This is a genomic window from Pseudoramibacter faecis (genome assembly GCF_036289405.1).
GTDB classification, from domain to species: domain Bacteria; phylum Bacillota; class Clostridia; order Eubacteriales; family Eubacteriaceae; genus Pseudoramibacter; species Pseudoramibacter faecis.
Genome location: NZ_JAYFFI010000001.1, coordinates 357,625 through 379,607, shown reverse-complemented (window position 1 = coordinate 379,607; position 21,983 = coordinate 357,625). Strand labels below are relative to the sequence as shown.

The 21,983-nt window shown below is 58.0% G+C and carries 31 protein-coding genes and 1 tRNA gene; 21 read left to right on the top strand and 11 right to left on the bottom strand.

Annotated elements, in window-relative coordinates:
• Window positions 1-18 precede the first annotated feature (18 nt).
• From V3C63_RS01790 to V3C63_RS01780, 3 genes are read right to left on the bottom strand one after another with little or no spacing between them, the layout of a single operon-like run.
• A complete protein-coding gene (locus V3C63_RS01790; RefSeq protein ID WP_329886098.1) occupies window positions 19-987 on the bottom strand; it encodes a glycosyltransferase family 2 protein in 969 nt (322 codons plus the stop codon).
• 39 nt (window positions 988-1,026) lie between these two features.
• Window positions 1,027-2,202 carry a MalY/PatB family protein gene (locus V3C63_RS01785; RefSeq protein WP_329886097.1) on the bottom strand — a complete coding sequence of 392 codons (1,176 nt, stop codon included), beginning with the start codon at window positions 2,200-2,202 and terminating at the stop codon, window positions 1,027-1,029.
• A gap of 21 nt (window positions 2,203-2,223) precedes the next feature.
• The gene (locus V3C63_RS01780) at window positions 2,224-2,661 is read right to left on the bottom strand and encodes an RrF2 family transcriptional regulator (protein ID WP_329886096.1); all 438 of its coding nucleotides are present in this window, start codon (window positions 2,659-2,661) and stop codon (window positions 2,224-2,226) included.
• A gap of 471 nt (window positions 2,662-3,132) precedes the next feature.
• Here V3C63_RS01780 and V3C63_RS01775 point away from each other — a divergent pair, with 471 nt between their 5' ends.
• The 8 genes from V3C63_RS01775 to V3C63_RS01740 all read left to right on the top strand — a co-directional run bounded on the left by V3C63_RS01775 (window position 3,133) and on the right by V3C63_RS01740 (window position 7,163).
• A complete protein-coding gene (locus V3C63_RS01775; RefSeq protein WP_329886095.1) occupies window positions 3,133-3,762 on the top strand; it encodes a TetR/AcrR family transcriptional regulator in 630 nt (209 codons plus the stop codon).
• A gap of 14 nt (window positions 3,763-3,776) precedes the next feature.
• Window positions 3,777-3,929 (top strand): hypothetical protein, encoded by a 153-nt coding sequence (locus V3C63_RS01770; RefSeq protein WP_329886094.1) that lies wholly within the window; start codon window positions 3,777-3,779, stop codon window positions 3,927-3,929.
• 109 nt (window positions 3,930-4,038) lie between these two features.
• Window positions 4,039-4,335, top strand: a complete 297-nt coding sequence (locus V3C63_RS01765; protein ID WP_329886093.1) for a hypothetical protein — start codon at window positions 4,039-4,041, stop codon at window positions 4,333-4,335.
• Window positions 4,336-4,483: 148 nt separating this feature from the next.
• The gene (locus V3C63_RS01760) at window positions 4,484-4,711 is read left to right on the top strand and encodes a helix-turn-helix domain-containing protein (protein WP_329886092.1); all 228 of its coding nucleotides are present in this window, start codon (window positions 4,484-4,486) and stop codon (window positions 4,709-4,711) included.
• Window positions 4,708-5,208, top strand: a complete 501-nt coding sequence (locus tag V3C63_RS01755) for a TIGR04076 family protein (protein ID WP_329886091.1) — start codon at window positions 4,708-4,710, stop codon at window positions 5,206-5,208. Before V3C63_RS01760 ends, V3C63_RS01755 begins: the two co-directional genes overlap by 4 nt.
• A complete protein-coding gene (locus V3C63_RS01750; protein ID WP_329886090.1) occupies window positions 5,195-5,908 on the top strand; it encodes an L-2-amino-thiazoline-4-carboxylic acid hydrolase in 714 nt (237 codons plus the stop codon). The genes V3C63_RS01755 and V3C63_RS01750 overlap by 14 nt, the downstream gene beginning before the upstream one ends.
• A 97-nt stretch (window positions 5,909-6,005) precedes the next feature.
• Entirely contained in the window at window positions 6,006-6,545 is a 540-nt protein-coding gene (locus tag V3C63_RS01745) for a class I SAM-dependent methyltransferase (RefSeq protein WP_329886089.1), read from the top strand.
• An 87-nt stretch (window positions 6,546-6,632) separates the two neighbouring features.
• The gene (locus V3C63_RS01740) at window positions 6,633-7,163 is read left to right on the top strand and encodes an HD domain-containing protein (RefSeq protein WP_425355318.1); all 531 of its coding nucleotides are present in this window, start codon (window positions 6,633-6,635) and stop codon (window positions 7,161-7,163) included.
• Window positions 7,164-7,456: 293 nt separating this feature from the next.
• Here V3C63_RS01740 and V3C63_RS01735 read toward each other — a convergent pair whose 3' ends face one another.
• The 4 genes from V3C63_RS01735 to V3C63_RS01720 all read right to left on the bottom strand — a co-directional run bounded on the left by V3C63_RS01735 (window position 7,457) and on the right by V3C63_RS01720 (window position 9,330).
• Entirely contained in the window at window positions 7,457-7,594 is a 138-nt protein-coding gene (locus tag V3C63_RS01735) for a hypothetical protein (RefSeq protein WP_329886088.1), read from the bottom strand.
• Between the two features lie 76 nt (window positions 7,595-7,670).
• Window positions 7,671-8,030 carry a hypothetical protein gene (locus tag V3C63_RS01730; RefSeq protein ID WP_329886087.1) on the bottom strand — a complete coding sequence of 120 codons (360 nt, stop codon included), beginning with the start codon at window positions 8,028-8,030 and terminating at the stop codon, window positions 7,671-7,673.
• 248 nt (window positions 8,031-8,278) lie between these two features.
• Window positions 8,279-8,710: a DUF188 domain-containing protein gene (locus V3C63_RS01725; RefSeq protein WP_329886086.1), complete on the bottom strand. Its 432-nt coding sequence runs from the start codon at window positions 8,708-8,710 to the stop codon at window positions 8,279-8,281.
• On the bottom strand, window positions 8,707-9,330 hold the full coding sequence (locus tag V3C63_RS01720; RefSeq protein WP_329886085.1) for a TVP38/TMEM64 family protein: 624 nt from the start codon (window positions 9,328-9,330) through the stop codon (window positions 8,707-8,709). Before V3C63_RS01720 ends, V3C63_RS01725 begins: the two co-directional genes overlap by 4 nt.
• A 188-nt stretch (window positions 9,331-9,518) precedes the next feature.
• Here V3C63_RS01720 and V3C63_RS01715 point away from each other — a divergent pair.
• A tRNA-Ser gene (locus V3C63_RS01715) sits at window positions 9,519-9,611 on the top strand.
• A 75-nt stretch (window positions 9,612-9,686) separates the two neighbouring features.
• The gene (locus V3C63_RS01710; RefSeq protein ID WP_425355317.1) at window positions 9,687-10,481 is read left to right on the top strand and encodes a ZIP family metal transporter; all 795 of its coding nucleotides are present in this window, start codon (window positions 9,687-9,689) and stop codon (window positions 10,479-10,481) included.
• 61 nt (window positions 10,482-10,542) lie between these two features.
• Here V3C63_RS01710 and dhaM read toward each other — a convergent pair whose 3' ends face one another.
• A complete protein-coding gene (dhaM, locus tag V3C63_RS01705; RefSeq protein ID WP_329886084.1) occupies window positions 10,543-10,944 on the bottom strand; it encodes a dihydroxyacetone kinase phosphoryl donor subunit DhaM in 402 nt (133 codons plus the stop codon).
• Window positions 10,945-11,144: 200 nt separating this feature from the next.
• Between dhaM and V3C63_RS01700 the strand changes: the two genes are divergently transcribed.
• Both V3C63_RS01700 and V3C63_RS01695 read left to right on the top strand, forming a co-directional pair.
• Window positions 11,145-11,423, top strand: a complete 279-nt coding sequence (locus V3C63_RS01700; protein ID WP_329886083.1) for a class II aldolase/adducin family protein — start codon at window positions 11,145-11,147, stop codon at window positions 11,421-11,423.
• Between the two features lie 40 nt (window positions 11,424-11,463).
• On the top strand, window positions 11,464-11,862 hold the full coding sequence (locus tag V3C63_RS01695; RefSeq protein ID WP_329886082.1) for a hypothetical protein: 399 nt from the start codon (window positions 11,464-11,466) through the stop codon (window positions 11,860-11,862).
• 104 nt (window positions 11,863-11,966) lie between these two features.
• Here the strand turns inward: V3C63_RS01695 and V3C63_RS01690 are convergent, their stop codons facing one another.
• Window positions 11,967-12,509, bottom strand: coding sequence for a phosphatase PAP2 family protein (locus V3C63_RS01690; RefSeq protein WP_329886081.1), 543 nt, complete (start codon window positions 12,507-12,509; stop codon window positions 11,967-11,969).
• Window positions 12,510-12,512: 3 nt separating this feature from the next.
• A complete protein-coding gene (locus V3C63_RS01685) occupies window positions 12,513-13,235 on the bottom strand; it encodes a uracil-DNA glycosylase (protein ID WP_329886080.1) in 723 nt (240 codons plus the stop codon).
• A 231-nt stretch (window positions 13,236-13,466) separates the two neighbouring features.
• Between V3C63_RS01685 and V3C63_RS01680 the strand changes: the two genes are divergently transcribed.
• Together V3C63_RS01680 and V3C63_RS01675 are read left to right on the top strand one after the other, a co-directional pair.
• Window positions 13,467-14,318 (top strand): 4-(cytidine 5'-diphospho)-2-C-methyl-D-erythritol kinase, encoded by an 852-nt coding sequence (locus V3C63_RS01680; protein ID WP_329886079.1) that lies wholly within the window; start codon window positions 13,467-13,469, stop codon window positions 14,316-14,318.
• Window positions 14,319-14,394: 76 nt separating this feature from the next.
• Entirely contained in the window at window positions 14,395-15,117 is a 723-nt protein-coding gene (locus V3C63_RS01675) for a GntR family transcriptional regulator (protein ID WP_329886078.1), read from the top strand.
• A gap of 45 nt (window positions 15,118-15,162) precedes the next feature.
• Here the strand turns inward: V3C63_RS01675 and lspA are convergent, their stop codons facing one another.
• Complete coding sequence (lspA, locus tag V3C63_RS01670; RefSeq protein ID WP_329886077.1) at window positions 15,163-15,666, bottom strand: signal peptidase II; 504 nt, start codon at window positions 15,664-15,666, stop codon at window positions 15,163-15,165.
• Window positions 15,667-15,900: 234 nt separating this feature from the next.
• Here lspA and hisS point away from each other — a divergent pair, with 234 nt between their 5' ends.
• From hisS to V3C63_RS01635, 7 genes are all read left to right on the top strand, one after another.
• A complete protein-coding gene (gene hisS, locus V3C63_RS01665) occupies window positions 15,901-17,148 on the top strand; it encodes a histidine--tRNA ligase (protein WP_329886076.1) in 1,248 nt (415 codons plus the stop codon).
• Complete coding sequence (locus V3C63_RS01660) at window positions 17,138-18,379, top strand: THUMP domain-containing class I SAM-dependent RNA methyltransferase (protein ID WP_329886075.1); 1,242 nt, start codon at window positions 17,138-17,140, stop codon at window positions 18,377-18,379. The genes hisS and V3C63_RS01660 overlap by 11 nt, the downstream gene beginning before the upstream one ends.
• On the top strand, window positions 18,339-19,151 hold the full coding sequence (rlmB, locus tag V3C63_RS01655) for a 23S rRNA (guanosine(2251)-2'-O)-methyltransferase RlmB (RefSeq protein WP_329886074.1): 813 nt from the start codon (window positions 18,339-18,341) through the stop codon (window positions 19,149-19,151). The genes V3C63_RS01660 and rlmB overlap by 41 nt, the downstream gene beginning before the upstream one ends.
• Window positions 19,148-19,696, top strand: coding sequence for an NYN domain-containing protein (locus V3C63_RS01650; protein ID WP_329886073.1), 549 nt, complete (start codon window positions 19,148-19,150; stop codon window positions 19,694-19,696). Before rlmB ends, V3C63_RS01650 begins: the two co-directional genes overlap by 4 nt.
• Before the next feature lie 144 nt (window positions 19,697-19,840).
• A complete protein-coding gene (locus V3C63_RS01645; protein ID WP_329886072.1) occupies window positions 19,841-20,119 on the top strand; it encodes an HPr family phosphocarrier protein in 279 nt (92 codons plus the stop codon).
• A 57-nt stretch (window positions 20,120-20,176) separates the two neighbouring features.
• Entirely contained in the window at window positions 20,177-20,983 is an 807-nt protein-coding gene (locus V3C63_RS01640; protein ID WP_329886071.1) for a transketolase, read from the top strand.
• 30 nt (window positions 20,984-21,013) lie between these two features.
• Window positions 21,014-21,949: a transketolase family protein gene (locus V3C63_RS01635; protein WP_329886070.1), complete on the top strand. Its 936-nt coding sequence runs from the start codon at window positions 21,014-21,016 to the stop codon at window positions 21,947-21,949.
• Window positions 21,950-21,983: the final 34 nt, after the last annotated feature.

The window sequence follows — 21,983 nt, the reverse complement described above, 5'->3', positions numbered from 1 at the left end:
AGATCACTTTCGTCAGTTTTATTTGATTTTATTGGCATTTGGAATATTGGTGTCGGACACAATATAAATGGGGCGATGTTTGGCCTCAAGATAGATCTTAGCAATATATTGGCCGAGAATACCCATGCAAAACAACTGGATTCCGCCGATAAAAATAATGATGCAAACGGTAGATGCCCATCCGGCGACGGGGTTGTCGTAGAGCAGTTGTCTGATAATGATCAAAATAAGTGAAATCAATGAAATCCCGGTCATCGCGACGCCGATCCAGGACGCGATCACGAGGGGAGCCTGAGAAAAATTAATAATCCCATCAAGGGCATATTTGAAAAGAGATCCAAAATGCCATTTGGTGGCGCCGGCGACGCGCTCCACATTGTCGTAGGCAATCCAGTATGTGTTAAAGCCAACCCATTCAAAAAGACCTTTAGAAAAGCGATTGGTTTCGGGCAAGGCCACAATGGCATCCAGGACTTTGCGCTTCATCATCCGAAAATCTCTGGCGCCGTCAACCATGGCAACGTCCGTGATTTTCCGGGTGAGCCTGTAAAATCTTCTGGCAAACCAGCTGCGAATGGGCGGCTCGCCTTTTCGGTCTTGCCGACGCGTGGCAACACAATCGTATTGTCCGGCATCTAAAATAACAATCATTTTTTTGATTAAAGCAGGGGGATCCTGCAAATCGGCATCCATCACGGCGATGTAGTCACCATGCGCATTTGAAAATCCGGCCAACATGGCGGCTTCTTTCCCAAAATTTTTTGAAAAGGAAAGATAAAAGATGTGATCATCGTGAGCGGATAACCCTTGAATAACAGAAAGTGTCTGATCTTTGGAACCATCATTGACAAAAATGATTTCGTAAGGATTTGGTAAAGTTTGAAATACGTTGGCGATCTCCCGATAGAAATAGGGAATGGCCGCTTCTTCGTTAAAGCAGGGGACAACAATAGAAATAAAAGCGTGTGCGGGAGGGGTGGTGGACATTTTTTTACCTCATAATCTTAAAAATACAAATCGCAGAGGTTACTTCCCCCGCCGCTTAAGCGCCGCCTTAAGCCTTGCGAGGCCGGCATCCAAGGTGGCCCGGGGGCAGGCCAGGTTCATGCGCATAAAGCCCGATCCCGCGCTGCCGAAGGTTATCCCGGCGTTGAGCCAGAGCCCGGCGCCTTCCGCAAAGAACGCCTCGAGGGCGTCGTCGGCAAGGCCCAGGGCCCGGCAGTCAAGCCACATCAAATAGGTGCCCTCGGGGCAGGTCAGGCGGATGGGCGTGTCCGCGAGGGCCTCCCGCAGGGCGGCGATGTTTTCGGCCAGGTGGGCGAGCAGCTCGGTGAGCCAGGGCTCGCCCGCGTTATAGGCGGCGACGGTGGCGGCCATCGCCAGGTTATTCGGCGCGCCGAAGCCCTGGGCAGCAAGCGCATTCCGGTAGCGGCGGCGCAGGGATGGGTCCGCGATAAAGAGATTCGAGCCCTGAAGCCCGGCGAGGTTGAAGGTTTTGGAGGGGGCGGTGCCGACGACGGCGATGGCCGCGGCCTCGGGGGAAAGGCTTGCAAAGGGCGTGTGGCGGTGGCCGGGATAGACAAAATCGCAGTGGATCTCGTCGGCAAAGACGATCACGTCATGGTCGGCGCAGATGGCGGCCATCCGGGCGAGCTCCTTCCGGGTCCAGACGCGGCCCGTGGGGTTGTGGGGCGAGCAGAGCACGAAAAGGCGGACGTCGTTTTCGGCGATCTGACGCTCAAATTCGGCGAAGTCGATGGCGTAATGCCCGTCTTTGAGCGCCAGGGTGGTCTCGACGAGTTTGCGCCCGTTTTTTTTCACCAGCCCCGCGAAGGGGAAATACACCGGGTTTTGAATCAGCACGGCCTCTCCCGGATCCGTGAAGGCGCGGATGGCGGTGGCCACGGCGAAGACGATCCCCGGCGTGGTGGTCAGGCTCTTCGGGTCCGGCTGCCAGCCGAAGCGGCGGGCAAACCAGCCGGTGACGGCGTCGCGATAGGCATCGCTGATGCCCTCGTAGCCGAAGATGCCGTGGTTGAGTTTGGCTTGCAAAGCGTCCCGGACGGCGGGGGCGACGGCAAAATCCATATCCGCCACCCAGAAGGGCAGTAGGTCGGCGTCGGGGAATTTGGGGTGCGGGCCGTATTTGATGGCGCCGCTGCCCCGGCGGTCGATAGGGGTGGTAAAGTCAAAACGGGTCATGAGCTTCCTTTCAGAGCGGTGTTAAATCACAAAGTCCAGCGGGGCGTTTTCCCAGGTATGGTCGATGATGTCCTGCAGGGTCAGGCTGTCGAGATAGTCGGTGATGCGGGTGTAAAGCCCCTGCCAGACGGGCAGGGTTTCACAGCTGGCCGCCCGGGGGCATTCGTCGGCGCCCTCCTCCAGGCAGGCCACCGGTGCGAGCGACCCTTCCGTCAGGCGCAGAATCTCGCCGACGGTGTAGTCCCTTGGCGGGCGGGCCAGGCGGTAGCCGCCCCTGTAGCCGCGGCTGGTGGCCAGGATGTCCGGGCCGCGCATCAGCGAGACGATTTGCTCCAGGTATTTTTTGGAGATGTCCTGGCGGCGGGCAATGTCTTTGAGGGCGATGTAGCCCTCGTCCTGATGATAGGCCAGGTCGAGCATCATCCGCAGGGCATAGCGGCCCTTGGTTGAAATTTTCATGAGTCACCTCGATTCGCCGGCTTGCCGCATGAGCAATCACGGTAAGCCGGTCGGTTTTATGATTTATTATACCCGAAGGTGAAAATTTCGCAAGGCGGACGGTTTTTGTGCGGGATTCGTTTCCCGCGGCGGCATCCGCCGAGAAATTGCGAGCGAGACCGCCGACCGGCAGGCGGCGGCCCGATTCAACGAGTGACAAATGCGAATCCGACCGGAATCAGTCGGTCCGGCCAAGTATGCCCGGGAAGGAAACAGAAAATATAAAAATAGTTTGACGAATCTAACAAAATGCGCTATCCTAAGATCAATCACCGGTGCGTCGATGGTTCGCATCGGCGGCAGACTGAACAGAAAGGGTGGCCGATATGAGACGCAAATTGATTAAATCGTTGTTGGAAGTGGTTTTACTCCTGGGGTTTTTGCTTTTGGCTTCGGTCTTTTCCCTGTTTTACGACGGACAGCCGGTGCGAAATGCTCAGCAGCCTCCTCGGCGGACGGCGGCCGGCGAGATGCGAGATTGCCTTTGCGGCAAAAGCCGTCAGACGAGCCCTCTGCAAAGCGGGTGGTTTTTGTGCTATCATAAAAATCAAGATCGACGCGGGAACGACAGAAATAAAAACAAACGCGCAGTCCCTTCCCGGGAAGTCTGCGGCTGACGGCGCCCGATATTTAACCGGCTGTCTTGCCTTTGATCCGGTGCGGGACGCAGCAAGAGAGGGTTGTGTGAAACGCAAAACGACCAAAGAGATTTTGGCGGAATCCTTCCGGGAGCTGTCGGCGCAGAAAGCTGCGGATAAAATCACGATTAAGGAGATCACAGATAACTGCGGTTATTCACCGGCGGCCTTTTATCGTCAGTTTAAGGATAAATACGATCTGATTGTCTGGGATTACACCCGCGGGGCGGCGGCCATCATGGGGCAGATCGGCGGCGATTTCACCTGGGAGCAGACGCTTTTGGCCGGGGCGAGGTGGTTTCAGGCGGAGCGAAGCTGCCTTGCGAATCTGTTTTTGCATACCGGCGGGCAGGACGCGTTTATCCGCCGCATGACGGAGATCAACGATGAGGCGCTGAAAAAGCATATCCGGAAAAAGCCTTAGACGAAAAGACCGAGATGTATATCCGGATTTACTGCCTCGGCACGGCGAGCCTGACCTGCGAATGGATCTTCGGACGCTGTCCGGTGCCGCCGAAAACCCTCGCGGAGGTCTATCAAAACGCGCTGCCGGCGCGCGAGAGGATCACCGCCGGCAGCTTTTTTTTGTGACGAGAGACTACAGGGATCATCCGGCTTATGTGTCATTGGTGCCTTGCAGGAAGAAAAGGACAAGCTGGAGGAAGAAGTGGTGCCGCTTGTGGAAATGACGTAGAACATCGTGGCGGAGAACGCCCACGTTGCGCAGGGCCAAGAAGAGTACCAGAAACGCTACGACGGGCCGGTCAAGCGGTATGAGGAAGCCAAGGCTCGATACGATGAGGTGGTGGCCGCCATCTCCGCAAAGGAAGCGCAGAGCGAACGGCTGGTGAGTTTCATCAAGGTACTCAAAAACCGGGGAGGAACCATTCGCGACTTTGACGGCAGCCTTTGGGGCGGCATGGTCGAGTATGTCACGGCGGGCAGGGACAAGGCAATCACGGTCACTTTCCGGGACGGCACGGAGATACAGGCATAACCGAATACGGAAATTCAGACACTCGGCTGCGGTCGGGTGTCTTTTTGCTGCGGGGTAGAAAAGCTTATAAATCCATATTATAATAAATAACATTGTGAGTGTAATAAACCGACAAAAATGTCATTAGAAACAACAGAGGGATTGAAATATGGTCAAAAATAATTTTGAAGTCGATGTCAAGGTGAAATGCATCGAAGCCGGAATGACGCAGGCGAAACTCGGAGAAGCAGTCGGCACAACGGGCCAGTATGTGAATCGGCTCATCAAGAAAGGCGACTCCATCGTGAATAAGACTTTTGTGCAGATGCTCGAAGTTCTCGGCTACGATGTAGAGCTGACTTATGTGAAACGGGAAGAAAGCGGGGTTGCAAAATGAAACACCAATGCAAAGTGACAGTGCTGGCGACAAAATGCTTCGCGGATTTTCAGGAGCAATATCTTGCCGATCCGAAATCAGGGCCATGTCCCTGTTATCATGAAGGCGATGTGTATCTGTTCGACAGAAACGAGGATAAGGATGACTTCTGGCACACCGGTCTGAATTCGCTCATTAAGGGCAGCGGCGATCTCGATACTACCGCCGGCGGTCCGAAGATGCCGTTCTGCGCGGAGGCGTGGGACGCCATCAGCAGATATATCTATGCGGCGCTGCAGGGCGGCTCCATCATGCACGGCTGGACAAATGACGAGCGTATGATGATCGCCTGCTGCAATGACGGAACAAGACCGGTTGTTTTTAAAATCGAGCGTATCGACCTTCCTGAAAATGGTGAAGAGCAAGTGTGGCTAGAGAAACAGGACTTCCGAAACAGCGCGGAAGATGCCTATACAGGAGAACCGGCAAAGGAACATATCAAATATGAAGGAAAATGAACCGAAGATAGACCGAACCCGCCATGCGGTTTATACGAAGGCCTGCCGGGAGGAGATCATAAAGCATATCGCCGCGCATTATCCGGAAGAGCAGGTGGATGAGGTTTTTGAAACATTCCAAAACCGTTATGCGGAATATCTGAATGCGTGGGACGAGGATCTCGGCGGGGAGAAAAACTTCCGCAATAAAGGAGCCGGCGGCACATTCGACAGCATTGCGCTCCTATGCCTGTATTCCGTCTGCAAGGATGTGATCTCCGTTTCGGAACTGGAAGAAATGGAGACGAATCTGGTTCTCTCAACATTCAAAGCACTCAGCAAGCTCAGGATCGCGAACGGGAACAGGGCTTTTATAAAGAAGATCCTGTACAAGTCGTTTACAAGCGCGAAAAAAAGCGGCGATCAATACCAAGATTTTGTAATGAAGCTCTACCCGTTTGACAAGAATAAACCGATACACTATGAATTCGGCACCTGCCCAATCGTCGATTTTGCCAAAAAGTTTCATCTGGAAGAGGCTATGCCCGCCATGTGCAACGCGGATTATCCGGCAATGGCCTGTATGCGGATAAAACTGATAAGGCCGGAAACCCTGGCATTTAGCGATAAATGCGACTACAGCTTTGTCGGAGATGAGGAACTGTATGCAAAGGAACACCCGGAGTATGTGGATGAGAATGGCTTTAGAAGAAACCGGTGAGAATCAGGACATATCGCATTTTCCCGGAATGCGAAATAGAATGCACACACCTTTACACCAAATGCGCAGGGATCATTTATGAAAAGAAGAATCAACAATGGAAGAGAGAGCTTATTGGGACAGCGTTTCAGAGAAGAAAGAATTCACGGCACCTTTTCAGGCAGAGGCTTTTTCAAAGTATGTGGATAAAAACGCCCTCGTCGTAGATGTCGGCGGCGGCTACGGAAGAACCCTTGATGAGCTGCATCGGTTAGGGTATCAGCATCTCATCGGCTTTGATTTTTCTGCAGAGATGATCAGGCGCGGACACAGGCAATTTCCGGAGCTTGTTGATCTGCGCGTCAAAGGAGACGATACCATCGCGTTATCGGATAACAGCGTTGACGCGGTGATTCTGTTTGCTGTGCTGACCTGCATCGTAAGAAACGAAGGCCAGAAAAAGCTTATCGCTGAAATTCGTAGAATATTAAAACCGGACGGTATTCTCTATGTGAATGATTTTTTGCTCAATACGGATGAAAGGAATATCACAAGGTATAAAAAGTATGAGAAGCAGCTGGGCGTGTACGGCGCGTCTGAACTGCCGGAAGGCGCAGTGCCATCATTCGGAAGACTGGATAAAGGAACTGTTGGGTGATTTCAGCCGGAAGGAATTTGAACATCTGACCTTCACCACGATGAACGGTCATAAATCCAACGGATTTTATTATATCGGAGCAAAGTGATGGACGAGAGATTAAAAAACGGCTTGCTTTTGCGCTTGAGATCGACAAAGAATATCTTCCGTCAGACGCATCTGTCAGACCACGGAAGAAATGAGAACGATGCGGAACACGCATGGCATATGTCCATCATGGCTTATCTTCTGCGGGAATATTCCAACGAACCGGTGGATATCGCAAAAGTGATGCTCATGTGCCTGATACACGATGTCGTTGAGATCGATGCCGGAGATACCTACGCTTATGACGCTGAAAGTCTGAAAACACAGAAAGCCAGAGAAGATGCTGCGAAAGCAAGGATATTTTCTTTGCTTCCGGACGACCAGCGGGATGAACTGATCTCGCTGGTCGATGAATTTGAAGCCGGACAGACTTCGGAATCCCGCTTTGCCCATGCGATGGACAATCTGCAGCCGTTGATCCTGAATAACAGCAATGACGGTGGTGACTGGAGAGAGCATGGTGTCACGGCAGAGCAGGTTTACGGGAGACAAAGCAAGACGAGGCTCGGTTCAGAACGCCTGTATGAGTGACGGATCAGATGATTCAAGAAAACATCCGTAAGGGTAACATTAAGGAATAGTGTTTTTCCAGTTTCGCAAGGAGAAGAATGCACGTACAAACAGCGATAAAACCGCAATTCATACGCCGTAACGATGAATACCATATCGTTATGAGGGGTGTGCAAAAATGCACACGGGGATGTTCATCGTTAAAGGGTAAAAATTCCGCTCCGTTATGCTGTATCAAATTAGACACGGCGACAGAAAACAAGACTCAAAATTTGGATACAAATAAACGATAGCCTGCCTTCCGGAGTCGTTTGTTACAGCGAGGTGCGGAAGGTTACCCGGATGTCCTTGTCGCTGTAGACCGTGATGAAGGCGACCAGTCCATTGAAGGCATCGAGGCTGAATTCTGTTAGGGAATCCGGCTCCTTCCTGAAGGTTTTGGGGAAATCCACGTAGCTGCTGCCTTTATGGGAATTGATTGGGCCGTTCAACTTTCAAGGCGAGTCTTGGTAGTTTCGTACCGGGCGGTCAGATCACCGTATTTTTTCTGATAGGCTTTTGGTTAATGCAGTGTGCGCATTCTTCTCGATGCTGTTCCGTACCGCGTCGGAGATGACCTGAGCGTCGTTTGTGTTCAGCTTCCAGCTCTTTCGTGTTGAAGAGGAGCTTCGTCATTTCCTTGGTGTTTGTGATAACCGCTTCCTTTGTCGCCAACAGCTTATTTGCCGCGGACAGAAGTATATCCTGCAGTTGTTCCCCGGTCAAGCGCGGTGTGGAAGTGCCTGCTTGCCGCCGCCGGATTTGTGGCTGCACTGCCAGATCGCCTTTCTCTATCAATCGTTGGAGTGCCAGACCTTCGGTCCGTACCGGCAGCCGCACCGGCCGCATCGGATCTTGCGGGGAAGATGTGGACGCCGTTTTGCAGCTGCGGCTTTGCCGCGCTTGGCTGTCTCGCGCCGCATCATATCAAAAACTCCTGGCGCGCTGATGAAGTTATATCAAAAGCCGGCCGGGGACGCGAGGGGATAACCTCGGGGCGGTTTTCCGGTGGGATTTAATTCATTAAATCCGCGTGACGGGCGCCGGCGCATCAAAAAAGACGCCCCGGGCGGGACGTCTGCTTCGGCCATGCGGCGCTATAACTCCTTGGAAACCGGCGTGATCAAATCGAGCATCAGCGAGGTGAAGGCCCGCTCCTCGGCGCGGGCCCTGCGGGCCAGGCCGCGCTTGGAAAGGGCCGGCGCAGGGGCCTCGGCCGCCTTTTTATTTTTGAGATAGCGCTCGTAAAGCAGCTCGTCCATGTTGGCCGCCGTGAAGACAAAGCCCTTGGGGCTGACGGTGGCCATGGCGTGCTCGTAAATCCGGTCGGCGAGGGTATAGTCGTCGGTGACGACAATATCGTTTCGGGTGAGCGCCTCGAGGATGCGATCCGTGCGCTCCCGGGGATCCCCGGCGTCGCGGTCGATATCGGAAACCGAGACGAGGGAAAGCCCGAATTGCTGAGCGATGGTGTCGCAGATGTTGCGGGCAGCGCGGGGGGTGGTATCAACGTCGAGAATGATTTTCATGGGGAGCTCCTTTCTTGGGAAGCATCAGGATGGGGCCGTCGGCGGTCGATGGCCGCGGTAACTCGTTTTTGCAGATAATAAAGAGCCAGGGTCAGGCCGCCGTAGGCCGCGAGCAGCAGGGCGAGCTGCACCGGATCGTTTTTCATGATGCCGGCGCCGATCAGGGCGATCAGAAAGAAGCCGGGCAGCCGGCCGACGATGCAGATCCAGGCGAAGCGCCGGAAAGTAATTTTGGTCACCCCGGACGCCAGACAGATAAAGTCGTCGGGGAAGCCCGGACAAAGAAACAGAAAAAATAAAAAGCGGTCGAGCTTGTCTTCTTCCAGCGCCTCGAGGCGGGCGACCCATTTCCGGTCGCGAAAGCGCATCACGAAGGGACGGCCCAGTTTTCTGCCCAGGCCGAAGGCGAGAAACGAGCCGAGCATGGCCGCGCTGCCGCTGAGGAGAAAGCCCTTATACCAGCCGAAGAGCGCGCCGCCGATGACGGTGGTCACGCCGCCGGGAATCGGGGCGGCGACGACCTGGGCGGTCTGCAGCAAAAAATAAACCAATGGTGTCCACGGGCCGAAGTTCAGCAAATAAGCCTTGAGCGCGGCGGCCGATCCGAGAATGTGTAACATGGCAACTCCTTTGTTTTTTATCATAGCACAGATTGGCGCAAATTGCCCGCGGGATTGCAAATTCACCTAAAATTCCGCGTCAACGGGCGCACATAAACGGACGTAAAAATACCTTGACAAAGGTTTGCCGCTTCGCTATACTGTTAAAGCATTCAAAAAGAAAGATTGCCTGGGAGGGCGGTTGAGATGGAGAGGTGTCTGAGCTGGCTGAAGGAGCACGCCTGGAAAGCGTGTATACGTGATTAAGCGTATCGAGGGTTCGAATCCCTCCCTCTCCGCCATGTTGATGGATGCGAATCCGATGGCTTCGGTCATCGGTTTTTTTAATGGCAGCCGATCACGAAAGCAGTTAAGAGGTGAACACAGTGAATGGAACCGTGGTGCAGGGCCTGGCGATTCCCTTTATCGGGACGACGGCCGGGGCCACCTGCGTGTTTTTTATGCGGGGCGCGCTCAAGGAACGCGTCGACAAAGCGCTGACCGGATTTGCGGCGGGAGTGATGGTGGCGGCCTCCGTGTGGAGCCTGCTCATCCCGGCCATCGAGCAGTCGGCGGCCTGGGGCAAGTGGTCCTTCGTGCCGGCGGTGGCCGGCTTTTGGATCGGGATTTTATTCCTGCTGTTTTTGGACCACGTGATTCCCCATCTGCACCGCTTTTCGGAAGAGGCGGAGGGGCCGGCCAGCCATTTGACGCGCTCGACGATGCTGGTGCTGGCGGTCACGCTGCACAACATCCCCGAGGGGATGGCCGTCGGCGTGGTTTATGCCGGCTGGCTCGCCGGCAGCGCCCACATCACCGCGTCGGGGGCGCTGGCCCTGTCGCTGGGGATCGCCATCCAGAACTTCCCGGAAGGGGCGATCATTTCGATGCCGCTGGCAACCGGCGGTATGCACCGCCGGGGCAGGGCCTTTGCGGCGGGCGCGCTCTCCGGCGCGGTGGAGCCCGTCGGCGGGGCGCTCACCATTTTGGCGGCGGGGCTAATCGTACCGGTGCTGCCCTATCTGCTGAGCTTTGCCGCCGGGGCCATGATTTATGTGGTGGTGGAGGAGCTGATCCCCGAAATGTCGCAGGGCAGGCATTCCAACGTCGGCACCTTGTGCTTTGCGCTGGGTTTTACGGTGATGCTCGCCCTGGATGTGGCCCTGGGCTGACGGTCAAGACGCAAAAAGAGCCGGTCTCGGTTGAGGCCGGCTCTTTTGCATGTCCGGGGATTTAGCTCTGCTTGCGCAGGTCTCTGGCCTGTTCGGAAACGGCGACGATTTCCGCCGCGTCCTCGGTGATGGAAGCCTGCACCACGCCGGTGAAAGCCCCTTCGACAATGGGACAGTCGACAATTTGCACTTTTTCGCGCAGCGCGTCGTCTTCAAGCATCTCGATGGCCATTTCGGAGCTGATGATGGAGCTGCCGAGGTCGCAGTAGATCAGGATGGCGCTGCAGTCCGCCATGGATTCGATCGCGGCCTGAACGCGCACGGCGTCGGTGCCGAGGCGGCCGTCTTCGGTGCCGCCGGCCTGTTTGATGACGACCGTGTCGTTCGCCATTTCGGAAATCAACTCGATAATGCCTTCTGCCAGTTTTTCGCTGTGCGAAACAATTAAAATGCCTGTTGCCATTTTGTATCCTCCAATTCAGGTTCAAATTTGATGCCATTGTAAACTTTTTGTCCGCCTTTGATAACCCCTCCCGTCAAAATTTCACGAGAATTTTTCGCGCGGGCGGGCAGATCCTGATATAAAAAAAATCGCCGGGCACCGCCGGCGCACCGGTGCGAAGACAAACAAAGCGGTCGATTAAAACAGGAAAGAGGAAAACCATGCGATTGAAATCGGAAAGAGAACAGGTGGCGGTCTTCGGCCGCAAACTGCGGGAAGCGGGGCTGGTCACCGGGACCTTCGGCAACGTCAGCCTTTGCGGTCCGGCCAGTGGACTGACGGCGATCAGTCCCAGCGGCCTTCCTTACGACGCGGTGGGCGCGGCGGATGCGGCCGTCGTGGATCTGGACGGCCGCCGGGCGGAGGGGGCGCCGGCCCTTCTGACGGATGCCCAGATCGACGCGGCGACGGCGGCGCTGGCCGGCGACCATCGGCCGTGACGGCTGGATCCCTTGGCTCGTTTCGACGCGCGAGGGCCTTTTGGGCGCGGAGGCTGTCGCGGCGGACCAGCCGGAGCAGCCGCAGGGCGAGCAGCAAAAATACCACCCCGCCGCAGCCGGTGATCAGGCGCAGGGCGAGGGGATTGCAGCGCCAATAGCCCAGGGTGAGCAACGCGCCGAAAATCAGCACGGCGTAGCCGGACCAAAGGCGGCGACCCAGAGGGACAAACCGCGGCCGACCTCCGCCATCCCGGCGGAGAAAGCGGTGATGCCCCAGCCTAAAGCAGGCGGCCATCGCCAGCAGCAGGCAAAACATCAGCCCGCCCTCCGCGGCGTGCAGGGACGGCTCGGTGGTGAGCGGGGGACCCCAGAGCGCGGCGTAGGGAAAGAACCCCGCCGCAAATCCCAGGTGGCGCGCCAGCTCCAGCCCCAGAAGTAAAATGGTGAGATCGCCGGTCGTGCGCCGGCTGTAAAACCCTTTTTTAATCATAAAAGCCCCTTTAAACAACATGGCGATAGAAACGGCAGCAGGACGCCCCCCGATCAAAAAGCGGGGGTGTCCTTTTTGCGTGAAAAAGCATGGCGGTCAGCCAGCCGCACACAGGCCTCGGCGACGGCGATGCCCAAGAGCGAGCCGGCGAGGACATCGCTGGGATAATGCACATAAAGATAAAGCCGGGAGAAGGCGATGGCGCCGGCCAGCATCAGCAGCGCCGCACAGCATCGCGGATGGCGTTTGTGATACAGGCGGAAGCAGGCCCAGGCTGCGGCAAAGGAAGACGCGGCGTGCCCCGACGGAAACGAGGTGCCCGTCGGCGCCGCAATAATGATGGGAAAATGATAGCGAAGATAGGGCCGCATCCGCATAAAGAGCGGTTTGAGCCCCCAGACGGTGATCAGCGCTGCCGCGATCAGGGAAATGCACACGATCCAGGCCGTTGGCCGCGTCCGGCGATAACCGGACAGGCAAAGAATCAGCAAGAGCCAGATCAGGCCGCCGTTGCCCAGAAAGGTCATGCTTTTAAAGAAGACATCCAGGGGCGGACAGGCCAGATGCGAAATGGCGACGAGGATTTGGTGATCCATGGGCTATCCCTGGGTGTGGGCCATGGCTCGGGCGGCGGCCGTGCGGTCCGCAATGGGCGGAATGGCCCAATCGACCGGCGCGATGCCCACCTGATCCAAAAACTGATTGCACCGGGAGAACGGCCGACTGCCGAAAAAGCCCCGGCTGGCCGAAAGGGGGCTCGGGTGCGGCGACTTGATGATCAGGTGCTGGGGCGCGGTGATCATCGGGCTCTTGGACTGGGCGAAGGCCCCCCAGAGAATGAACACCACCGGTTTTTCCCGGGCGTTGAGCAGGCGGATCGCCTGGTCGGTGAAGGTTTCCCATCCCCGGCCGCGGTGGGACGCCGCCTGACTGGCGCGCACGGTGAGCACCGCGTTGAGCAGGAGCACCCCTTCTTTTGTCCAGTGGACGAGGCAGCCATGATTGGGCACCGGGCAGCCGAGGTCGTCGTGAAGCTCCTGATAAATATTGCGCAGCGACGGCGGGACGGCCACGTCGGGCTTCACCGAAAAGCACAGGCCGTGGGCTTGGCCCGGGCCGTGATAGGGGTCCTGGCCGATGATGCAGACCTTGGTGTCCTGATAGGCCGTGTAGTGAAAGGCGTTAAAAATATCGTACATATTGGGATAAATAGTTTGGGTGCGGTATTCGCGCAGCAAAAACTGGTGCAGCCGGCGGTAGTAGTCTTTCTGGAATTCTTCCTGCAGCGGCGTTTCCCAGTCGTTTTTGAAATGAATGCTCATTCGGGCCTCCCTCCGAAAAAATAAAAATCATCACGCGTTGATGGCTATGGTTAAAATTATAGAAGAAAAAGCGCGAAAAATAAAGGATGAATCTTGGCGTGCGGCCGAAAACGGTTCGAAATTGATAAAAGCGCGGCGCCGACGCCGCTGAAAAAAGCATTTGGGCGGCTTGTTTTCTCAAATGCTTGTGTTATACTTGTATACAGTATCATTATGCGTACGGAGTGATTTATGATAACAATCGAAGCACCGGCCAAAATCAACTTGGCCCTGCAGGTAACGGGCCAGCGCGCCGACGGCTACCATCTGATGCGCATGGTCAATTTTTCGGCGGACCATTGCGACGTGCTGACGCTTTCGCCGGCGCCTGAGCTCTCGCTGAGCTGCGAGAATGCCGCGGTGCCCGCCGGGGACGACAATTTGATCATGCGGGTCGCCAGGCGGCTGCAAAAGACCTTTGGCGTCACCCGGGGCGCCAGGATGCATCTGACCAAGCGGATTCCGATGCAGGCGGGGCTCGCCGGCGGCTCGGCCGATGCGGCGGCGGCGCTGCGCGGGCTTACGGCATTGTGGGAGCTGCCCCTGGCCGGCGGGAATCTATATGCCTTTGGCGCGGCCATCGGCGCGGACATCCCCTATTGCTGTGTGAACCGGCCGGCGCTGGTGAGCGGTATCGGGGAGCGGGTTGAGCCACTGGCGCATTTTCCGAGGTTTTCGGTCCTCGGCGTGAAGCCGCCGATCGACATCCCGACCCCCTGGGCCTTTGCCCGTCTGGATGCGGCGGGCGGCGCGCGCGAAGACACGACGGACAAGCTGCTTTCTGCCCTCGCGTCGGGAGAGCTCGACGCGGTGGGACGTTTCGCGGCCAACGCCTTCGAGCCGGTGATTTTCGAGGCGTATCCCGAGATCCGGGCGATCCGGGACCGGCTGCTTGCCGCGGGGGCGCGCTTCGCCGTGATGAGCGGCAGCGGCTCGACGGTGATCGGCTATTTTGCGGCGATGGCCGAAGCCCGGGCGGCTAGGCCTGCCTTTGAGGCGGGCCATCAGGTGTTTACGGCCGAAATCTACCGGCCGGAGGGCTAAAGGTCAGAGACGGCGCAATTTTGAAACGGGGATCGGACCCGATGAGAAGATGAAAACAAACGAGAGGCAGGCAAAGATGGAAGAACAAGCAAAGTGTCAATGGCATCACAGGCTTAAGATGGATGCGGAGTCCTGCAAGCCCCTGCGGGAGGTCGTCTTCGAGACCATCCGCAGCGCCATCGTTCACGGGGATTTCAAGCCCGGCGAGCGGCTGATGGAGGTCAAGCTGGCCAACGAACTGGGCGTCTCCCGGACGCCGGTGCGCGAATCGATTCGCAAGCTGGAGCTGGAGGGGCTGGTGAAGATGGTGCCGCGCAAAGGGGCCTATGTCACGCCGATGTCCATCACCGATCTGAAAGAGATGATGGAGATCCGCGGCGCGCTGGAAGCGCTGGTGGCCAGACTCGCGGCGATCCACGCGACCCCGGAGGATATCGCCGCCCTGCGGGCCAGCAATCAGAAATTCGAGGCGGGGGTGCACGATAACGACGGCGAGGCCATCATCGACAACGACATCACCTTTCACGAGGTGCTTTACCGCGCCTCGGGCAACGGGCGTCTGCAGAAAATGATTCACACGCTGCGGGAGCAGATGCTGCGCTTTCGCGTGGAATACGTCCACCGCATCGAAAAGAAAAAGCCCCTGCCGGGGCAGCATCGGGACATCATCGACAACATCGAGGCGGGCAATGCCGAAGAAGCGGCGCGCTACGCCAGACGCCACATCAGCATCACCGAAAGGGATATGATGGAGTTGCTCGCGGACGACGAGGCCTTCGAGCCGCTTGATAGGCCATAAGCAGCGCGTCAAAAACAAAAAATGCCGTTAAAAAACGCCAGGTCCCTATGTGCGGGGTCGGCGTTTTTTTTCGCGGGGGGCGGCGTCCGGCTCTTCGGCGAGGCCGGGGGCGCGCAGGATGCTTGCCACCACCAGGACGCAACCGATCACCACAAAGCAGTCGGCGACGTTAAAGACGGCAAAGCCGATGATGCGGCAGTCGAAGAAATCGACTACGTAGCCGTAGTGCAGCCGGTCGAGCAGATTGCCCAGCGCCCCGCCGATGACCATCGTCAGCGCGAGGTTCAGCGGCAGGACGGCCCGGATTTTGGGCTGGAGGATCAGCAGAACGATCAAGGCGGCAATCAGGGCGGCCGTCAGCAGGATCAGAAAGACCGAGCGGCCGGCCAGCAGGCTGAAGGCGGCGCCGGTGTTCTCGACATAGGTCAGGTGGAAGACCTTGGGGATCAGCGGCAGCGTGGTGATGGGCGCGAGAAACGTGACGGCCAGAAGCTTGGTGAGCTGATCCAGCGCGATGATGATCGCGCAGGCAATGAGGTAGAAAATCATAAGGGTCCTTTCGCGGGGTTCAAAAACGCGGGGCGGCCTCGAGCCGTCCCGGGAATCTGCTGTCATTATAGCACGGGGCTTTTTTTTTGAAAAGCGCGGGCGGCGTTTGCCCTTTAAAAGGGAAAATGATACACTTAGGCTTATTCCTGCCGCAGCCGCAGAGGCGGGTGCAGGCCCGGCGGACAATCGCATCAAAATAGCAATTAAGAAAATAAAAAATAAGGATGGTACTTTATGGAAAAAATCAGTTCGAAGCCGGTTCGCGGCGCACGGGATATTCTCCCGGCGGAAATGCGCGTCCGGGATCACCTGGAGCAAACCATTGCGGGCATTTACCGCGCCCACGGGTTTTCTCGGATCGAAACCCCGGCGCTGGAAAACATCGATCTGCTGCTCGGCAGCGAGGGCGGCGACAACCTCAGGATGCTGTTCACGATTTTAAAACGGGGGGATAAGCTGCGCCCCGAGGCCGGGGCCACCAGCCGGGATCTGTGCGATATGGGGCTGCGCTACGATCTGACGCTGCCGCTGTCCCGGTTTTATGCCAATAACGCAGAGCACCTCGAGCTGCCCTTTAAGGCGATTCAGATTGGCAACGTGTTCCGCGCCGAACGCCCGCAGAAGGGCCGCTTTCGCTCTTTCAAGCAATGCGACATCGACATCATCGGCGATCCCGACGTGACGGCGGAGATCGAGCTCATTGCCACCACGGCCAAGGCGCTGATGACGGCGGGCTTCGAGGATTTTGCGATTAAAGTCAACGATCGGCGCCTGTTGACCGCCTTCATTACGGCGGCGGGCTTTCGCGCCGAGGATGTGGGCTCGGTTTGCATCTCTTTGGACAAGGCCGACAAAATCGGCATTGACGGCGTGAAGGCGGAGCTTGCCGAAAAGGGCTATGACGCGGCGATGGCGAGCGATTTTGTGGACGCCGTGGCCGGGGCGAGCCTCGACAACATCGATGACCGGGTGGATGATGCTGCGGCCGTGGCCGACCTGAAACGGGTGATCGAAACGACGACTGCCCTCGCGGCGGGCCGCTACCGCATCGAATTTGATTTCACGCTGATCCGGGGCATGGGCTATTACACCGGACAGGTGTTTGAGGTGCGCTGGGGCGACGTGGGCTATTCCATCGCCGGGGGCGGCCGCTACGACAACATGATCGGCAAGTACGCCAAGGCCTCGGTGCCGGCGGTGGGCTTTTCCATCGGCTTCGAGCGCATTGTGGGCCTGTTGATGGAACGGGAAGCGGGCGCGGCCAAGACGGAGCGGCGCGTGGCGCTTTTCCACCGGGCGGATGCCGATATGGCCGCGGTGATCGCTCAGGCCGACGCGCTGCGGGAAGCGGGCTACAGCGTGAACCTGATCACCCAGAAGAAAAAGCTCGGCAAGCAGATCGGCCACTGCGAGGCAACGGGCTACACCGGGTTCATGGTGTTCGGCCGGGACGAAGCGGTGAAGACCTTTGATGGCGAATAACGCGGTACCGCTGCACCTGACGGCGACGACAGCCTTTGGTCTGGAGTCTTTGGTGAAAGACGAAGTGCGCGCTTTGGGTTATGCCATCGAAGGGGTGGAAAACGGCCGGGTCCACTTTGTCGGGGATGCGGCGGCTATTCCCCGGGCGAACCTCTGGCTGCGCTGCGCAGACCGTTTGCTTTGGGACATCGGCCGCTTCGAAGCGACCACCTTTGACGCGCTGTTCGAGGGGACCCGCGCCCTGCCCTGGGAGACCATCATCCCCGCGGACGGCAGCTTCCCCGCGGCGAAAATCACCTCGGTGAAGTCCCGGCTCTTTTCAAAATCCGATGGGCAGCGCATCGTGAAAAAGGCCATAGCCTCGCGGCTGGGCGCCCATTACCGGCGCGACTGGCTCCCGGAGGACGGCGCGGCCTACCCCATCCATATCCAGATTTTAAAGGATCAGGTCACGTTGTCGCTGGACACCAGCGGCAGCGGGCTCAACAAGCGGGGCTACCGCGCCCACGCCGGCGGCGCCCCGCTGAAGGAGACCATGGCGGCGGCGTTGGTGAAGCTCTCTCGCTGGCAGCCGGAACGATTTTTCCTCGACCCGCTTTGCGGCTCGGGCACTATCGTGATCGAGGCGGCGATGATCGGCAGGAACATCGCCCCGGGCATGCGGCGGCATTTCGTCTCCGAGGCGTGGCCGGCCATCGGGCCAAAGCATTGGCTGGCAGCCCGCACCGAGGCCGAGCGCGCCGTGAACGGCAAAAGCTTTCGCGTGCTGGGCAGCGATATCGACGGCCGGGTGCTCAAGCAGGCGAGGCTAAACGCGCGGGCGGCCGGGGTGGCAGACTTGGCGGCCTTTCAGAAGCTGCCCTTTCAAAAGGTCGCCACCAAGCGGCGCTACGGCGTGATCGTGACCAATCCGCCCTATGGCGAGCGTTTGCTCGATACCGCCGGGGTGAAAAAGCTTTACCGCGAGATGGGCGCCGCTTTTGAAAGCCTTCCTGACTGGTCCTATTTTATCCTCACTGCCTGTCCGGATTTTGAGGCTGCCTTCGGCCGGCGGGCGACCAAAAACCGCAAGCTTTACAATAGCATGCTCAAAACCTATTGCTATCAGTATTACGGGCCGCTGCCGCCGCGCCGCAACCGGCGGGAAGCCATCGCCGGCGGAACCGGCAGCATGAGTGGAGGCAAATCCCATGAAGCAAAAACGGCATCCGGGGCAAACGCCCCCAAATAAATTCGATAAACGCGGGCGCAGCGAAAGCGCCGATAGCTTCGTGATCGTCGGCAAGAATCCAGTGCGGGAAGCCCTGCGCGCCGGCCGCCAGATCGACAAGCTCTACGTGATGCGTGGCAACCGCGATCACGTGCTGGGCGATCTCATCGAGCAGGCCAAGAAGCGGCGCATCATCGTGCACTCGGTGGATCAGGCGAAGCTTAACGCCCTGGCCGAGGGCGAAAACCACCAGGGCATCGCGGCGGTAATGGCCCCCTTTGCCTATCAGACCCTTGAGGCTGTGCTCGCGGCGGCCGAGGCCACGGGGGAGGACGCCTTTGTCGTCGTCATGGATCACGTGCTCGATCCCCACAATTTCGGCGCAATTGTGCGCTCGGCCAACCTCTGCGGGGCAGCGGCCGTGATTTTTCCGGACCGGCGCTCGGCTTCGGTGACGGCCGTTTCGATGAAGGCCTCGGCCGGGGCGATGAACGCGACGCCCATGGTGAAGGTCGGCAATCTCTCCCGCTGCATCGAGGCGCTCAAGGCCCGGGGCTTTTGGGTGGCCGCCGCGGATATGGACGGCGCACCCTATTATACGCAGAATTTCACCGGGAAACTCGCGCTGGTCATCGGCAGCGAGGGCAAAGGCATCGGTCCCAACGTAAAAAAGCATTGCGATTTTACGGTGTCGATCCCCAATTACGGCAGCATCGATTCCTTTAATGCCTCGGTAGCGGCGGGGATTCTGATGGCCGAGGCCGCCAGGCAGCGCCGCGGGGTCCCATCGTGAACCATTATTTGATCGTTGACGGCTATAACGTGATTTATCAGCGCGCGGAGCTTGAAAAGCGGGCTGTCTTTGATCTGGAGGACGAGCGGGACGCGCTGATTCACCGCCTGGCGAATTACAGCGGCTTCAGGGGCTGTGAAACCGTGCTCGTCTTCGACGCCTATGCCCAGGAGGATCCGAAAACCCGGGAGGAAAAGCGTTCGGGGATCACGGTGGTGTTCACCGGCCGGGAAATCACCGCCGACGCCTATATCGAACGGCGCGTGGTCAGGCTTTTGGGCGACACCCCGGCGAAGCGCCGCTGCAGCCGGATCCAGGTGGCGGTGGTAACCTCCGACGGCGCGGTGCAGCAGATGGTGCTGGGAAGCGGCGCGGTGCGGATCTCATCCCGGGAGCTGATTCAGGAGATGGACGAGATCGGTGGGACGGCGCCCCGCCGCGACAGCGAGGCGGAAGCGGCGCAGCATCAGCGGCTGGGCGACCAGATTGAAGGCGGGGTCTTTACCGAGCTGGACGCGCTGCGCAAATCGGACGTCATCCATTAAAATAAACGGCTGAAAAAAATGTGAAAATAATTTCACCAAAGCCAAAAAGGAAATTAAAGAAAAGTGCGTCTCTCCCCGTGCGATTCTTTTGACAGTGAAAATGGGGAGAGTGTATAATGAACAAAAGTTAAAGGGAGTATTGCTATGTACAGCAAAACCGTTAAAATCATCAATAAAACCGGCCTTCACGCGAAACCGGCGGCCAACTTTTGCCGGGAAGCCGTCGTTTTTGAATCGGACATTGCCATTGCAGATGCGCGGGACGAAACCCGCGTGGGCAATGCCAAATCGGTGATTTCGGTGATGGCCATGGGACTGTCCAAGGGCGCCGAGATGGTGATCACCGCCAATGGCAACGACGAAGAGGCCGCGGTGGAGGCCCTGGCCGCTTTGGCCGAAAACGGATTTGGCGAGGAAGAATAAAAGTGTGGGACGTCGGCGGTTGTGAACCGGCAAGCATTGCAAGAGAAGGAGCGTTTTATGGCAGATCTGAAAGCTATTGCAAAGGAAATTCGCAGAGACATCGTTAAAAGCACGGGGAAGGCGGCATCCGGCCATCCCGGCGGATCGCTATCCGCAGTGGAAATTCTGACCCTGCTTTATTACGAAAAGATGAATGTGGACCCCGCGGATCCGAAAAAGGCGGATCGCGACCGCTTTGTGCTGTCCAAGGGGCACGCGGCGCCGGTGCTTTATGCCACGCTGGCCGAAAAGGGCTTCTTCCCCAAAGAAGAGCTCAATCATCTGCGACAATTGGGCGCGATGCTCCAGGGGCATCCGGCCATGGATCACGTGCCGGGGGTGGATATGTCCACCGGATCGCTGGGCCAGGGCTTTTCCACGGCGGTCGGTATGGCGCTGGGCGCGAAAATCGACGGGGCCAAATGGCACACCTATGCGCTGCTGGGCGACGGCGAAATCGAAGAGGGCATCATCTGGGAAGCGGCGATGGCCGCGGCTCATTACGGCCTGTCGAATCTGACGGCTTTTGTGGACAACAACAACCTGCAGATCGACGGGCCGATCTCCGAGGTCATGAGTCCGTATCCGATTGATGAAAAATTTGCGGCCTTTGGCTGGAACGTGATTGACGTGGCCGACGGCAACGACTTCGATCAGCTGCGCGACGCGCTTAACCAGGCGGAAGCCTGCACCGACAAGCCCTCCGTGCTCGTCTGCAAGACGGTCAAGGGCAGGGGCGTTTCCTTCATGGAAAATCAGGTCGGCTGGCACGGCAAGGGCCCGAACGCCGAAGAGGTCAAGCAGGCGCTGAAGGATTTGGCATAATCGGATTTTCGAACAAGGAGTATGAGCCTCATGGAAAAACAAGCGACAAGAGAAGCCTATGGCAATTATTTAGTAGAACTCGGCAAAGAAAATCCGGATATCGTCGTGTTCGACGGGGACCTTTCCGGAGCGACCAAGACGGGGATCTTCAAGAAAGCCTTTCCGGAACGCCACTTTAACGCCGGCATCGCCGAATGCGATCTGATGGGCATGGCCGCCGGGATCTCGACGACGGGCAAAATTCCCTTCGCGAGCACCTTTGCGATTTTCGGCGCCGGCCGCGCCTTCGAAATCATCCGCAACAGCATCTGCTACCCGAAGCTCAACGTGAAGGTGGCCTGCACCCACTCCGGCGTTTCCGTCGGGGAGGACGGCGGCTCCCATCAGTCGGTGGAAGACATTGCGCTGATGCGCGTGCTGCCCAACATGACGGTGCTCGTCCCGGCGGACGCCACCGAAACCCGCCGCATGATGGACGCGGCCATCGCCGTCGACGGGCCGGTCTATCTCCGTCTCGGCCGTCTGGCGGCCAACGTGATCCTGCCCGAGGACTATCAATTTGAGCTCGGCAAAGCCGTGATTCTGCGCGAAGGCAGCGACGTCACCATCATGGCCATCGGTCTCATGGTGGAGCGCGCCCTCGATGCCGCCGAACGCCTGGCCGCCGAAGGCATTCACGCCCGGGTGCTCAATATGGGCTCTATCAAGCCCATCGACCGCGAGGTCATCGTGGCCGCCGCCAGGGAAACCGGCGCCATCGTCACCGCGGAAGAACACTCCGTGATCGGCGGGCTCGCCGGCGCCGTGTGCGAAGTGCTGGCCGAAACGGCGCCCGCTCCGGTGGAAAAGGTCGGCATCGACGACGCATTCGGCCAGTCCGGCAAGGCGCTCGAAGTGCTCGAGCATTACGGCCTCACCGCGGACCGCATCGTGGCGGCGGCCAAGGCGGCCATCGCCCGCAAGTAAAACAGAAAAACGGTTTCGGCATTCGCCGCAGCCG

Excerpts from the sequence above, each read along its gene's own strand:
- dhaM (WP_329886084.1), bottom strand. The coding sequence starts at position 10,944 with ATGGCAACAGGCATTTTAATTGTTTCGCACAGCGAAAAACTGGCAGAA.
- V3C63_RS01645 (WP_329886072.1), top strand. The coding sequence starts at position 19,841 with ATGTACAGCAAAACCGTTAAAATCATCAATAAAACCGGCCTTCACGCG.
- V3C63_RS01700 (WP_329886083.1), top strand. The coding sequence starts at position 11,145 with ATGCGATTGAAATCGGAAAGAGAACAGGTGGCGGTCTTCGGCCGCAAA.
- rlmB (WP_329886074.1), top strand. The coding sequence starts at position 18,339 with ATGAAGCAAAAACGGCATCCGGGGCAAACGCCCCCAAATAAATTCGAT.
- V3C63_RS01790 (WP_329886098.1), bottom strand. The coding sequence starts at position 987 with ATGTCCACCACCCCTCCCGCACACGCTTTTATTTCTATTGTTGTCCCC.
- V3C63_RS01685 (WP_329886080.1), bottom strand. The coding sequence starts at position 13,235 with ATGAGCATTCATTTCAAAAACGACTGGGAAACGCCGCTGCAGGAAGAA.
- V3C63_RS01740 (WP_425355318.1), top strand. The coding sequence starts at position 6,633 with ATGGACGAGAGATTAAAAAACGGCTTGCTTTTGCGCTTGAGATCGACA.
- V3C63_RS01660 (WP_329886075.1), top strand. The coding sequence starts at position 17,138 with ATGGCGAATAACGCGGTACCGCTGCACCTGACGGCGACGACAGCCTTT.
- V3C63_RS01725 (WP_329886086.1), bottom strand. The coding sequence starts at position 8,710 with ATGAAAATCATTCTCGACGTTGATACCACCCCCCGCGCTGCCCGCAAC.
- V3C63_RS01635 (WP_329886070.1), top strand. The coding sequence starts at position 21,014 with ATGGAAAAACAAGCGACAAGAGAAGCCTATGGCAATTATTTAGTAGAA.
- V3C63_RS01785 (WP_329886097.1), bottom strand. The coding sequence starts at position 2,202 with ATGACCCGTTTTGACTTTACCACCCCTATCGACCGCCGGGGCAGCGGC.
- V3C63_RS01640 (WP_329886071.1), top strand. The coding sequence starts at position 20,177 with ATGGCAGATCTGAAAGCTATTGCAAAGGAAATTCGCAGAGACATCGTT.
- V3C63_RS01675 (WP_329886078.1), top strand. The coding sequence starts at position 14,395 with ATGGAAGAACAAGCAAAGTGTCAATGGCATCACAGGCTTAAGATGGAT.
- V3C63_RS01770 (WP_329886094.1), top strand. The coding sequence starts at position 3,777 with ATGTATATCCGGATTTACTGCCTCGGCACGGCGAGCCTGACCTGCGAA.
- lspA (WP_329886077.1), bottom strand. The coding sequence starts at position 15,666 with ATGATTTTCTACCTCATTGCCTGCGCGATCATCATCGCGCTGGATCAG.
- V3C63_RS01760 (WP_329886092.1), top strand. The coding sequence starts at position 4,484 with ATGGTCAAAAATAATTTTGAAGTCGATGTCAAGGTGAAATGCATCGAA.
- V3C63_RS01750 (WP_329886090.1), top strand. The coding sequence starts at position 5,195 with ATGAAGGAAAATGAACCGAAGATAGACCGAACCCGCCATGCGGTTTAT.
- V3C63_RS01780 (WP_329886096.1), bottom strand. The coding sequence starts at position 2,661 with ATGAAAATTTCAACCAAGGGCCGCTATGCCCTGCGGATGATGCTCGAC.
- hisS (WP_329886076.1), top strand. The coding sequence starts at position 15,901 with ATGGAAAAAATCAGTTCGAAGCCGGTTCGCGGCGCACGGGATATTCTC.
- V3C63_RS01720 (WP_329886085.1), bottom strand. The coding sequence starts at position 9,330 with ATGTTACACATTCTCGGATCGGCCGCCGCGCTCAAGGCTTATTTGCTG.
- V3C63_RS01730 (WP_329886087.1), bottom strand. The coding sequence starts at position 8,030 with ATGCGGCCGGTGCGGCTGCCGGTACGGACCGAAGGTCTGGCACTCCAA.
- V3C63_RS01680 (WP_329886079.1), top strand. The coding sequence starts at position 13,467 with ATGATAACAATCGAAGCACCGGCCAAAATCAACTTGGCCCTGCAGGTA.
- V3C63_RS01745 (WP_329886089.1), top strand. The coding sequence starts at position 6,006 with ATGGAAGAGAGAGCTTATTGGGACAGCGTTTCAGAGAAGAAAGAATTC.
- V3C63_RS01690 (WP_329886081.1), bottom strand. The coding sequence starts at position 12,509 with ATGGATCACCAAATCCTCGTCGCCATTTCGCATCTGGCCTGTCCGCCC.
- V3C63_RS01775 (WP_329886095.1), top strand. The coding sequence starts at position 3,133 with ATGCTCAGCAGCCTCCTCGGCGGACGGCGGCCGGCGAGATGCGAGATT.
- V3C63_RS01755 (WP_329886091.1), top strand. The coding sequence starts at position 4,708 with ATGAAACACCAATGCAAAGTGACAGTGCTGGCGACAAAATGCTTCGCG.